General features: G+C 50.6%; 8 protein-coding genes and 3 pseudogenes. 4 read left to right on the plus strand and 7 right to left on the minus strand.

All coding sequences use genetic code 11. From position 1 onward, the window contains the following. The first annotated feature begins 133 nt into the window (after positions 1–133). Positions 134–391 (plus strand): twin-arginine translocation signal domain-containing protein, encoded by a 258-nt coding sequence (locus E5355_RS02400; RefSeq protein WP_136009031.1) that lies wholly within the window; start codon positions 134–136, stop codon positions 389–391. Positions 392–415: 24 nt separating this feature from the next. Continuing rightward, a complete protein-coding gene (locus E5355_RS02405; RefSeq protein ID WP_136009032.1) occupies positions 416–988 on the plus strand; it encodes a DNA-3-methyladenine glycosylase I in 573 nt (190 codons plus the stop codon). Between the two features lie 126 nt (positions 989–1114). Here E5355_RS02405 and E5355_RS02410 read toward each other — a convergent pair whose 3' ends face one another. From E5355_RS02410 to E5355_RS02440, 7 genes and pseudogenes are all read right to left on the minus strand, one after another. Next, a complete protein-coding gene (locus tag E5355_RS02410) occupies positions 1115–4210 on the minus strand; it encodes a glycoside hydrolase family 2 TIM barrel-domain containing protein (protein ID WP_136009033.1) in 3096 nt (1031 codons plus the stop codon). A gap of 208 nt (positions 4211–4418) precedes the next feature. Further along, a complete protein-coding gene (locus tag E5355_RS02415) occupies positions 4419–6674 on the minus strand; it encodes an alpha-L-arabinofuranosidase C-terminal domain-containing protein (protein ID WP_246866870.1) in 2256 nt (751 codons plus the stop codon). A 203-nt stretch (positions 6675–6877) separates the two neighbouring features. Then, a pseudogene (locus E5355_RS02425) lies at positions 6878–7960 on the minus strand (glycoside hydrolase family 97 catalytic domain-containing protein); the annotation flags it as partial. After that, positions 7954–8916, minus strand: a pseudogene (locus E5355_RS02430) (family 43 glycosylhydrolase); the annotation flags it as partial. The pseudogenes E5355_RS02430 and E5355_RS02425, both read right to left, overlap by 7 nt. Before the next feature lie 2 nt (positions 8917–8918). Continuing rightward, positions 8919–9272, minus strand: a pseudogene (locus E5355_RS02435) (glycoside hydrolase family 88 protein); the annotation flags it as partial. 17 nt (positions 9273–9289) lie between these two features. After that, positions 9290–9454 carry a hypothetical protein gene (locus E5355_RS19310; RefSeq protein ID WP_168354256.1) on the minus strand — a complete coding sequence of 55 codons (165 nt, stop codon included), beginning with the start codon at positions 9452–9454 and terminating at the stop codon, positions 9290–9292. Continuing rightward, entirely contained in the window at positions 9447–10700 is a 1254-nt protein-coding gene (locus E5355_RS02440) for a DUF2264 domain-containing protein (protein ID WP_136009034.1), read from the minus strand. The genes E5355_RS19310 and E5355_RS02440 overlap by 8 nt, the downstream gene beginning before the upstream one ends. Before the next feature lie 532 nt (positions 10701–11232). Here E5355_RS02440 and hemW point away from each other — a divergent pair. Both hemW and E5355_RS02450 read left to right on the plus strand, forming a co-directional pair. After that, complete coding sequence (gene hemW / locus E5355_RS02445; RefSeq protein WP_136009035.1) at positions 11233–12363, plus strand: radical SAM family heme chaperone HemW; 1131 nt, start codon at positions 11233–11235, stop codon at positions 12361–12363. Between the two features lie 20 nt (positions 12364–12383). Next, positions 12384–12929, plus strand: coding sequence for an RNA polymerase sigma-70 factor (locus tag E5355_RS02450; RefSeq protein WP_136009036.1), 546 nt, complete (start codon positions 12384–12386; stop codon positions 12927–12929). Positions 12930–13205: the final 276 nt, after the last annotated feature.

The following is a 13205-nucleotide window of genomic DNA, read 5'->3' on the forward strand; positions in this document are numbered from 1 at the left end:
GCCATGCAAAGGAAGAAATATAGTTCATTCTACTCCGCAAATAGTTCTGCACGCTATTCCAACGTCCGGAATTATTCAAATTCCACCCTTTTGCATCCAAATTCCCTTGGGAAACCGGCAGAAGTTTTTAACTTTGTCAAGAAACCAAACATCACAAGAAAATGCCCCCCGAAGAGATTTTCTCAAGAAGAGTCTGGCAGGGACCTTGCTTTTAGGAACAGCCGCCTTGCCACAACCCCTAGCCGCCATTGCCTCGGAAACGACAGCTGCCAAAGCCAAGCGTCCCCAAAGCAGACGAGTTGTCCTGATAAGCCCGGACGGGCGAAGCTCCGGACTGCCTGTCCAAATAAAACTTATAACTTGTTTATTCGCAATGAAAGCAATATCTTAGCACCTCATTACAAAAATAACGCTTATGCAAGACATAATAAACGGACGCTGCGGCTGGTGCGGAACCGACGAGCTGTATGTGAAATACCACGATGAAGAGTGGGGGAAACCGGTGACAGACGACAAGACGTTATTCGAATTTCTTGTACTGGAAAGTGCCCAGGCGGGACTGAGCTGGATAACCATCCTCAAAAAGCGGGAAGGCTACCGCAAAGCCTTTTGCAATTTCGATGCCGGGCAAGTGGCACAAATGACCGATGAAGACGTGGAACGACTGATGCAGTCTGACGGCATCGTGAGAAACCGCCTGAAAATCAAGTCGACCATTACCAATGCCCGGTTGTTTCTTGCCATACAGAAGGAATTCGGCAGCTTTTATAACTACACGTTATCCTTCTTTCCCGGCCGAAACCCCATTATCAACCATTTTCAGTCGTTGAGTGAGATTCCGGCATCGTCTCCCGAGTCCGACGCCATGAGCAAAGACATGAAAAAACGGGGATTCAAGTTCTTCGGCTCTACCATCTGCTATGCCCATCTACAAGCCTCGGGGTTTATTAACGACCATCTGACAGATTGCATTTGCCGGAAAAAATAAGCCGTATCCATGATATAAACAAAGAAACAGACAGAAACAAGCAAAGCTTCAATGCAAAGCGGTCGCCTTTCCGATGGGGAGGGCGACCGCTTCCGTATTATACAGTCTGTTTCTCAGTCTGCAATTTTATTCCATTCCGATGCTGTGGCATACGGGAGAAAGGATGAATGTAAACTCATAATCAGCGTATGGCACCAGGTATTCCGGACGTGCAATACGCCCCCAGCTGTCCTCACAACCCAGACCGGCTTGTATCTTGTCGATACAGAGATTAGTCAAATCAGCCTCTTCCACCTCTTGCGAGTGTCCCTGCCGCTTGTCCAAACCCTCGTCCAAAGACTCGATGGTATAGTGCAAGGCAGATGCGGAGAAGGGAGCGGCTGCCACAATCTTGATACCATTGCCGGACCGATCCAGCATCTTCCACCAGCGGATATCAGTCTTTGTTCCGTTTTCCTGCGGACGAATATAAGGATAGAACTGCTCTGCCACGCTCTGGCGATAGATGCCTAAATCAGCGCAGTGGTTACGGTCGCTATAGTTCTCAACCGGGCCGCGTCCGTAGTATTCGACTGTTTCGAAACTGCGGGGCATGGGCATCTGCAAACCGAAACGGAACATGTTCGATACTTTGGCGTTCTTATCAGCTGTCAGCTTCTGGGTAACCTTGATGGCACCGGCGTTGTTGATGACATACGTCAAAGCCAGCTTGGCGGAAACACCCGGCATGTCGTAAGCCGATTCCACGATGACTTGATTGTTCTCCGTACGCTGTTTGAAAGAGGTCAGCTTGATTTCCGGATTCTTCCAAGCGATGTACTTGCGTTGCAAGCCCGCACCGAAATCATTGTCGGTCGGGGCACGCCAGAAGTTGGGTGTCAGGGCCTCACCGTCCTTAATCATATCCTGTCCGTTCACTTCGTACTTGGTCAGATAACCGTTGTGCTTGTTGAATTCTACACGGAAAGCATCACCGGAGACGATGAGGTAGTTCCAATCGTTATCCTGCACCTGGGGAGCCGGCACTTCGATATTGCTCTGTTCGCAGTTCTTCAGTTCCATGGAAGGAGCCTTGTAAGGATTCAAAACAAGCTGGTCTTTTGCCACTACATGTCCGGCGGACAGCAGTCCTTCGCGGTTCTTCAGCTTATAAGAAACGTTCAGCAACCATTCGGTGCATTGGCAGGTCTTGCCCAAGTCCAGCTTAATCTTAGCAGTCTGTTGAGGAGCCACATTCAGATTATCTACGCGGCCGGTACGTATCACCTTACCGCCTTTCAGTACCTCCCACTCCATGTAATAGGCGGAAAGGTCGCGGAAGAAGTATTCATTGAACACATTGATTTCACCGTTCTTCAAGTCGGCCGGAGTAGTCCAGATGTTCTGATAGATATGCCCTACTTCATACATGTGAGGATTGGGAACACGGTCAGGGCTAATCAAACCATTATCACAGAAGTTACCGTCGCTGGCATCAAAACGGTTAAAGTCACCACCATAGGCATAAATCATCTTGCCGTTCTTTCCTGTCCAACGTACAGACTGATCGACAAAATCCCAGATGAAGCCACCTTGGTATTTGGGATACTTGCGAACCAAATCCCAATATTCTTTAAAACCTCCTTCCGAGTTTCCCATGGCATGAGCATATTCACACTGAATCAAGGGTTTTGTCATGGAATCATCCTCACAGTATTTCTTACATCTGTCATAGCCATAGTACATCGGGCAATAGATATCTGTCTTACCTGTTTTACCGGCTTGTTCATATTGTACGGCACGGCTCGGGTCTTCTGCCTTTATCCAATCGTAGGCGGCCTCGAAGTTAGGACCATAGCCGGCTTCGTTGCCAAGCGACCAGAAGATGATGCTGGGATGATTGAAACCGCGCTGCACATTGCGCTGGTTGCGCTCCATATGTGCTTTCTTATAGTCCGTACGCTTGGCAAGTGTCTTCTCGCCGTAGCCCATTCCGTGAGACTCGACATTCGCTTCTGCCACTACATAGATACCGTACTGGTCGCAAAGGTCATACCAAAGATTGTCGTCGGGATAATGGCAGGTGCGCACGGCGTTCAAGTTGAATTGCTTCATCACCTGAATGTCCTGCAACATGCGTTCGCGGGAGATGACGTAACCACCGTCGGGGTCCAGTTCATGACGGTCGGCACCCTTGAAGAGAACGGGCTGGCCGTTGACAAGAATCTGGCTTCCTTTCAGTTCTATCTTGCGGAAGCCTACCTTTACAGGAATCACTTCGCTGCTACCTTGCAGGGTGCTACGCAACGTATATAAATAAGGTGTCTCAGCCGTCCACTTATGCGGGTTCTCCACATTCAGCGTTGCAATGCCGCTGCCTTTGGCTGTAGCTGTAGCCACCTGCTTACCGGCAGCATCCAGCAGTTCGAGGCTGACGTTGCCGCCGCCCTTCACATCGAGCTGCACTTTCAGGGAGCCGTTGCGGTAGTCGGCATCCAAATCGGGAGTGACACGGATGTCCTGAATGCGCTTCTTGTCGCGGGCATAGAGATAGCAATCACGGCCTACACCGCTGTAGCGGAAGAAGTCCTGGTCTTCGAGGTAGGTACCGTCGCACCAGCGGAATACCTGAAAAGCTATCAGATTCTTCTGTCCGGGCTTCAGGTAAGGAGTCAAGTCGAATTCGGCTTCGAGCTTGCTGTCTTCACTATAACCCACATAGCGTCCGTTCACCCACAGATACATATTGGAGGTGACAGAGCCGAAATGGGCGATGATGTCCTTGTTCTTCCAGTCGGCGGGCACGGTAATCTCGCGACGGTAAGAACCTACATGATTGTTCTCGACGGGCACCTGCGGCGGGTTATTCTGGAACTGATTGCGCCAGGCGTAGCCGACATTCACATAGATAGGGTCGCCGAAACCGTTCAGTTCCCACACACCGGGGACGGGGATGTCGTTCCAGCCTTTGTCATTATAACCCACACGCCAGAAGTCGGTAGGGCGGGCATCCGCATCCTTCACCCAGAAAAACTTCCAGGTACCGTTCAGCGTCATGAAACGGGACGATTGTTCTTTCACCCCCCGGGTGGCAGCATCGGCCGACTCGTAAGCGAAGTAATTGGTGTGCATGGGGGCACGGTTCACAGCATTGACCTCAGGGTCGATCCATTCTTTGAAAGACTGTGCGCTGGCAGACAAGGCCAAGGCTGCAAACAGTCCGGTAATGAGATGTTTCTTCATGATGGTTAGTTTTAAAATAGTAATAACAGCATAGGGAATGTTCCGAATACTGCTACAAAGATAAGACGAATCGGGCTACTTCAAGAAGAGAATCGGCCCAAAAAGGATGAATATTTGCTCACGGAAGCAATTTTCCACGACTCACGCCTCTGAAAGGGGAGGGAAAACGGACTGTATACTATCTTCCCCCCACCTTTCGAAAGAGGTGTCAATGCAGACGATAGACGCTGAATGAACGGGGCTGCAACTCCAGGTCGAGAGAATGCTCGCCGACCTGCACGGGGCGGATACGGGGAACGAGGGCTTCTTGTTCCAAAGTATTCACCGTACGCCAGTCGCAGTTCTGCAGATAAGTGCACGAACCGCCAATGAGCCGCCGCTTCTTCAATCCGTCGAAGTCGACCTGTACTTTTGCCTGCCGGCTGCCCGCATTGACCAGTTTCAGGATAATTTCTCCCGTAGGAGCGTCCAGCACCGCCGAAGCATAAAGGCTGTCCTGACCCGTCACGGGTTTTCCGTCCATCTGCAGGCTCAGCACATCTGTTCCGGCATTCATGCCGTACATCTGCTGCACGTAATAGTTGGGTGTCCGCATCATGCGGAGATTGTCAAACCAAATCAAATCGGGATTCCATTGCCAGGCATCCACATGGGCGAAGAGCGGAGCGTAGGTGGCAAGGCGCACCACATCGGCATTGCGTTCCAGTCCCGTCATGAAAGCAGCTTCGGACAGCGCTGCCAGAAAGTTATTCGCCTTCCCGGTGGAGTGGTCGTGCGACGCATATTCACCGGCAAAGACTTTCGGTCCCTTACGGTCGTAACTGTCATAGCGGGCGGCATTGGCAAAGAACCAGTCGGGAGCCATATAATAATGCTCGTCCACCAAGTCCACTCCGATACGTTTCATTTCGGGCCAGAGATAATCGAACTTGTCACCATCGGCACTCGGGCCGGAAGAACCTACAATCTGAATATCGGGATGTTTTGCGCGGATGGCTTTGGTGAACACTTCCAGACGTTCGGTATATACCTTGTCCCACTGTTCATTGCCAATGCCAATCATTTTCATGCCGAACGGTTCAGGGTGTCCCATATCGGCACGGACCTTTCCCCACTTGGAGGTCACAGGACCGTTGGCAAACTCGATGAGGTCAAGGGCATCCTGCACGTAGGGGTCGAGCTCGTCGAGAGGCACTACCTCGTTACTCTCGTACTGGCAGGACAGTCCGCAGCTCAGTACCGGCAGCGGTTCGGCTCCGAGGTCTTCACTCAGCAGGAAGTATTCGTAGTAGCCCAGACCCAGGCTCTGGAAATAGTCGGGAAAGGCCTTGTGCTTGAAGGTGTAGTTCCAACGGTTCTCGTTCAGCGGACGGTTCTCTACCGGGCCTACGGAATTCTTCCATTGATAGCGGGTGGCAAGGCTGTTACCCTCGATGATGCAGCCGCCGGGGAAGCGGAAGACGCCGGGATTGAGGTCGTAGAGCGCTTGGGCGAGGTCGGCACGCAGACCGTTCTCGCGCTTCTTCCAGGTGTTGACGGGAAAGAGCGAGATATGATCCATGTCCACCGTACCCTCCGACAACAATACCACACGCAGACGCGAATGGGCATCGGTAAAGGGCGATTGGAGGACAACCGTCTGTTTTTGCCAGCTGTTGCCGCTGATTTCGATTTCTTTTTTCAGAAGATTCTCGCCATTGGAGTTCACCAACTCGACGGACAACTTCATGGGACGGGCATCGGGAGTGCGGGTGTAGGCTGTGAAGCGGTATTCCTCGCCTTGCTTGAGACCGATGCCGCGAAAGCCTTCGTTGTCGAGTCCGGCACGCAGCAGACGGCCGTCGTTGACGATGCGCACGTAGTGGGGATTGCGGTCGAAGCAGGGCTCGGCGTCCTGCACCGTGACGTTGCCGAAAGGCATCCATCCGACAAAGGGTTGCGGGAACTCGAAAGAGCGGTTCTTCACCAGTTCGGCGTAGAGTCCGCCGTCGGCACCGAAGTTGATGTCTTCGAAGAAGATGCCGTACATTGTAGGCTGTATCTTAGCTGTCGGGCGAGATACATCTACGGTCATCACATGTTGTGCCTGCGCACCTATGGCGCAAGACAACAGAAAGGTTGTAATCAGTTGCTTCATATAAATGTCAAATATTATAGTAATATAGAAACAGTTTGCAAAAATAATAAAATCTTTAGACGCGGATACATCGGCCATGCCGGAATACATGTAACCGGTGCGTACGGCATGTCCTACTGCCTCTTCCTGTTCCAGCACGGGTTTGTGCGACTGCAAATAGCTGTCCTTGCATGCTGTAGTGCCGCGCACGTCGAGGAAGAACTTGGCCTGGTCGAGATATTTCTTATCTCCCGTCGCGGCATAAAGACGCACCAATGCTCCGGCCCCGACCCGTTGTGCGGATGTTTCGGGTTCATCGTGCGAGCCGTATAGAGGTATCCGTATCATTTACATTTAGTTCGACCGTCACAATCAGCCGTATTCTGAATGCCATTCAGTCGTATAGTGAATAGGGTTCAGTCGTATAGTGAATGCCATTCAGTATACGACTGAATTAGGCCAATTACATCTCCTCTGATAATCAGATATTTACAAAAGGAGCAATCCGTTATGATATATCTTTACAAAACAAGGGGTGCTCCATGCCTTCTTTATTTCACGATTACCGCCCCTCCCTGCGGCCGGACCGTGAGTTGCAGAGAGCCATCAGTCTTTATCTTGTGTAGCTTCAATTGAGGCTGCATCTTCCTGTCATCACTATACAGAGACACCTCTTGTCCTGCCAGCATAGGAAGGTCAAGCTCCAGTTTCAGAGGTTCCGCCGTTGCATTGACAGCGGTTATGTACCACGTGTTGCCATGACGACGGGCAAGAACAATATATCTCCCCGGATAGCCGTCAATGAAACGGGTCTCGTCCCAAGTAGTGGGCACTTGTTTCATAAAGTCGAGGCAGATTTGCGGAACATCCGTCAGGTTATTGGGCGCCAAAGCAAAGTTCTGAATGGGATTTTGGAAAAGTACTGCCGTTGCCAACAGGAAGATGTCTGTAGTTCGACGAATAGTTCCGCCATCGTTGGCACGGTTCAGGCGCTTGTTCAGGAACACACCGCCAAACTCCATGCATCCCACAGCATTGCGGATGAAAGGATGCAGCGTGGCATTGAACGCCTCGTTATCACAGAAGTGCTGGTCGAGAACCAGATTCTCGGAAGCCAGCACCGCCTCGCTGCCTACGTAATTGGGATACATCCGTTCCCAGCCACGGGGCAAGGTGCAGCCGTGGAAGATAACCATCAGACCGTGGTCGTCGGCATCGCTCAGAATCTCTTCGTACAGACGCAGGGTCTCCTGCTTGTCACCACCGAAAAAGTCTACCTTGATACCCTTCACGCCCCGGCTTTGCAACCAGCGCATCTCTTGCTTGCGGGCAATGGAGTTATCCATCCGGTTGACGGGACTCTGCTCTATATCGTTCCAGTAACCACTGGAGCTATACCACAAGAATACCTCCACACCCTTGCTGCGGGCATACTTGATAAACTGTTCCATGCGGTCGCGACCGATGTTGTTGTCCCACCAATTGTCAATCAATACATATTCGTATCCCATGGCGGCCGCCAAGTCAACATAGCGCACCTGGTCGTCGTAGTTGATGCTGCCGTCCTGCCAGAGAATCCAGCTCCAAGTGCCACGGCCCGGCTTGTAATCATGGGTGGTGGTATAGCGTCGTTCAGCTCGGCACCTGCCATGTAGCCGTTGCCCCAGTAAAGATAGGATTTGCCCGAAACAGGGTCGGTAAACACATCCACATCAATCTGTTGCCCGCCACCGACGGGTGAGGCAGTAACGACAGGGCGTCCCAAATCAATGAAAGGGCCGGCAGGAGAATCGCTCGTAGCCACTCCTATCTGCTTGCCGCCGCCATTCTTGGGGTTTCCACTGTAATAGAAGAAGTATTTATACTTGCCGTCCACTTTTTTCTCTTCAATGCAAGGCGCCCAAGCATTGCCATCCGCCCAGGGTACTTGCTCCGACTTCAGGTCCAGCATGACACCTTCATCCTGCCAGGTCTTCAAATCCGTAGAGGAGAATACGGTGAAGTACCAGCCTCCCCAACCCGGCTGTCCGTCCGTAGTAGAATAGATGTAATACTTTTGGGTCTGATGGGAATAAAGGATTCCCGGGTCGGCATGGAAACCCGGCAATACGGGATTGTTGGGCAATGCGCCCAGTTCTGTCGGCTTGCCCCATTCATCGGTAATGCGCAACAGCTCATGGCGGGTAATGGGGACAATAGTTCCATGACGGGGATGAAAGTTCATCTTCACCTCGCTGTCTATCACCTTAAAACTCTTCAAGTCAGTGGTTTCCGTAAACTGATAGCTTCCTTTCATATAGACGTCGTACATCAGGATATACTTATCCTGCCCTATCAGCTTGAAAGTACCCGCACCCTCTACGGCTTCCTTGGTCTGTTGCTTGTAATCGGGCTCTTCCGTCCATTCTCCGGAAGTCAGGGAACGGGTGGTGGCCACCTTTATACCATTTCCATGTCCTTCCGTCTTATAGAAAAGGTGGAAAACACCATCCTTATAGACAATGTCTCCATCGATGCACGATTTCCCATTCTCCGGCAGAAACAGTGGCTTGGGCTCTCCCTCCAAATCTGTAAACTCTGCATTGGCATAACCCAGAAGTCTTTCTTACCATTCACACTTTTGTGTTTTGGATAAACATATTTGCCGTCGCGATAGTATAGGCCTTCCTCCGCACCGTACATGATGCTGTTGGCATAAGCCCAGTATTCATGCAGTTTCTCCAGATATAACGGATTGCCAGTCAGGAAGAACACCTCCATGTTTCCCGTATGATAGGCGGCATTGTCCCAAAAAGAGCGCCCATGTTGCGGATGGGTCTCCTGCCAATAGTTGTTCACCCGATTGATAACCTCAATCACTTCTTCCGGTTTCGGCTGCTGAGCGGTGCATGAAGACAGTCCCCAGCAGAAGGCCGAACCCAATAAAAACAAGAATGTCGTTTTCATATACCAATACTGCTCTTTTATCTTATCACTTCCAATACATAGACCGGTTGCGGCGCAAACTTTACAACCAGCTCTCCGCCATCCACTACGATGCGCGGACGGGCCATCGGAATCATCTTCGCGCCTCCACCTTTCAGGGAAAACGGAGTGGTACGCTCGAGAAATGAATCAGTCTTACTCATAATAAGCATGGTCTTTGGGAAACTCTTCACCACCCCACGCCTTTTTTGAAGTCCATGCCTGCGGAGCATCTGTCCAGAACGGATGATTGGCGGGCAAGCCCAGAGGCAAGAATGCCAGAGAGGCCATGTAGAGACTGCCGTTATTGGTATACCAGTCGGAGATATGAGGCTGGGAACCGTTGAATCCCAACGTCAGAAAACCTTTCCCGTTAAAGTTCCGGTTGTCACCGAACATACGGTTGATAACAGCCGTCATGGCAGCACGTACCTGTCCGTTCGACAATTCCTTGGGCAACCATCCACGCCATGCCAACAAAGCCAATGGTTGGAGGGTACCGGTGCGGTAGGTAATGGAACGCCCGAATACGGGGAAGGCCCCCTCGGGAGAGATGAAACGTTCCAGAATCATGCCGAAACGCTGCATGCGCTTCTGGGCACGCTGGAAATTGCAATCCGGCGCATTCCATATCTTATTTTTTCCACTGTTCGTAAAGACTTCCAGACACTCCACATACATGGGATGGAGCACGAAGCTGTTGTAATAGTCAAAGGCAAATCCCGGTCCGTCGCTATAAAAGCCGTCACCTACATACCACTCTTCCACCTTGCGCAGAGCAGAGACAATACGGTAAGCATCGCTCTTGGCGCCAGCCTTGCGCAGGAAACATTCTACCGTAGACGAGAACAGCAGCCAGTTGGTATAAGGAGGGTCTACACGGCGCAACCGGGTGAATTCTTCAATATAACGCCGTTTAGTCAAACTATCCAGAGGCACCCACAAAGCATCGTATCCCCGCAGAAAGCTTTCAGCAACATAAGCGGCATCTACCAGCGGCTGCCCTTCTTTCCGCCAAAGCAGGTAATCCCGGCTTTCCGGATCTACTGCCTGAGCATAACTTTTCAATGCCCACTCGCGAAGCTGCTTGCGCTGCTTGCCTTCGGCAGTGTCATCATCCGGCAAAGAGAGCCAAGGCGCCACCCCTGCCATCAGACGGCCGAAACATTCCATATAGGTCACCCGTTTGTCGCGTCCATCCCAAGTGGGGCTAAGCTCCACCTGCATATTTTCCTGGAGCTTCCCCTCACTCATATTACTCAGCACCGGAGCGGCCATTCGATACAACACCCCGGCCCAAAGTTCGCGGTCTGTCACTTCCTTCTCTTTTTTCTTCTTGGCAGCCATTTCCTGAGCGGGCAGCAATAAAACTGCCATCAACAGCAGCCATAAGCAGTTACTTTTTCTCATGATATTATTTAAGTTTGTTTTTCAACATTGCAAAATCATCCCATTCCCGATTGCAAAATTACCCCATTCCCGGTAATTTCGGGGGCACTATTGTTTCAAAAAGGGGTAAATATCGGTCATTAGTACCCCAAAAAGCTCAGAAATCACAAGAAAAAGCCTAAGATTAAACCGTGCTACGACGGAAGTGAATAAAGTATTTGCCGCTATATTTGTTTCTTCCTGAGCCGCGCCAGTACAAAAGCAATGCAATAAGCTATAATCTGTTCAAACCAAAAGTCAAGCCCTTCAAACATATTGCTCATTATTTTAATAGACACCTATTTCTTTTTCAGACAACAAAGAAAAGGAGTTTATTCGGAATAATGAATTTCCATACGACTCAAAAGATGTTCCATTTTTCCGGATTACAAACTGAGCCAGAAATATCCGCCAAGACTCTAATTATTCCTAATATTGCATTAAATGTCACGGAAATAAGAGTATTATTCTGGCCAAAAAGACTACTTTTGCAACAAATATCCACAAGCATACCATGGCAGGCATCTACATTCATATACCTTTTTGCAAGACACGCTGCATCTATTGCGATTTCTATTCCACCACCCGCAGCGAATTAAAGCAGCAGTACATCCGTGCCTTGTGCACTGAACTGAAAACCCGCAAGGGTTATCTGAAGGGAGAACCGATAGAGACCATCTACTTTGGCGGCGGCACTCCCTCTCAGCTCGCTCACGAAGATTTCGAGCGGATATTCCGGACTATCAAAGAGGTGTATGGAACAGAACATGCCGAAGAAATTACCCTCGAGGCCAATCCCGACGACCTGACGGAAGAATATGTGTCCATGCTGCGCACCCTCCCCTTCAACCGCATAAGCATGGGGATACAGACATTCGACGACCCCACCCTGAAACTGCTGAACCGCCGGCACAATGCCGCGCAAGCCATCGCAGCCGTACACAGCCTCCGCCAGGCAGGTTTCCGGAACATCAGCGTCGACCTTATCTATGGACTGCCGGATGAAACAGACCAACGCTGGGAACGCGACCTGCAACAAGCCGTCGGCCTTGATGTGGAGCATATCTCCGCCTATCACTTGACTTACGAAAAAGGTACCCGCATCTACGAGATGCTACAAAGCCACCGTATCAACGAAGTGGACGAAGAGAGCAGCGTGCGCTTCTTCTCGACGCTCATAGACACCCTAGGAGCCGCAGGATACGAGCATTATGAAATATCCAACTTCTGCAAGCCAGGCATGTACTCACGCCACAACACGGCTTACTGGAAAGGCATTCCGTATTTGGGCTGCGGCCCTTCAGCCCACTCCTTCAATGCGGAGACAAGGGAATGGAACACAGCTTCTCTGGAAGGATACATAAAGTCCATTGAAGAGGGACAGCATTCCTCCGAAACAGAAATTCTGGATAAAGTGACCCGTTACAATGAATACATCATGACTTCCCTGCGTACCATGTGGGGAGTCTCTCTGGCATATACGGAAGAAGCCTTCGGCACAGAATTGTGCCAATATTGCATGAAGATGGCAGCCCCCTACCTTCAAAGCCACAAACTGAAGATGCAGACAGACCGCCTGTGCCTGACCCGGGAAGGTATCTTTGTTTCGGACGGCATAATAAGCGACCTGATGTTCATTGAATAACAACAAAACCGGAAGACTGCATGACCGAACAAGAAGTCAGACGCTACTTGCGCCAAATGAAGGAGGAAGACTCGGAACGTGCTTTTCACAGTTTCTATAATCTGTGCTACGACCGTTTATTCCGTATTGCCTGCTATTTCGTGAAGCACGAAGAGTGGGCGCAAGAAATCGTGCTCGACGTCTTCATGAAGCTTTGGAAACAACGCACCCGGCTGCCGGAAGTAAACAACATAGAGGATTACTGCTTTATCCTCACCAAAAACGCCTCCCTCAACTACCTGGAGAAAGAGAACCGGCACCCTGCACTCTCGTCCGAACAGCTTCCCGAACCTTCCGGCCAAGCCGATTCCCCCGAAGACACTCTTATCAGCGAAGAACTGTTTGCCCGATATGTCAAGGCGCTCGACCGCCTGCCGGAGCGTTGCCGTGAAGTATTCATCCGCCTGCGCGAAGAGAAACAAAGCTATGCACAAGTGGCGGAGGAACTGAACATCAGCACAAAGACAGTAGACGCGCAACTGCAAAAAGCACTCACAAGACTCAAGGAAGCATTGCTGACGGAGTGAACTCTGCTTCATCTTCCTTGCAAGAAGCCGCGTATGCATGTATGAGATGTACATCTCGAGCTGCATGAGATACACATCTCGCACAACATGAGATGCACATCTCATGCAGACTTTCCCTATTGATTGAAACAGAGAAACAAGGAAGTCACACGTAAGCAGGACGGACTTTCACGGACAAAGAGCTTCAGATTAACATTATTTCAGGATATAGGCATAGGGAATTCCTGAAAAGCAGCTGTCTTTACATGCAGAAAAGGAGTCATAGGCTCTTAATAA

The organism is Bacteroides muris (ex Afrizal et al. 2022), assembly GCF_004793475.1.
Taxonomy (GTDB): Bacteria; Bacteroidota; Bacteroidia; order Bacteroidales; family Bacteroidaceae; genus Bacteroides; species Bacteroides muris.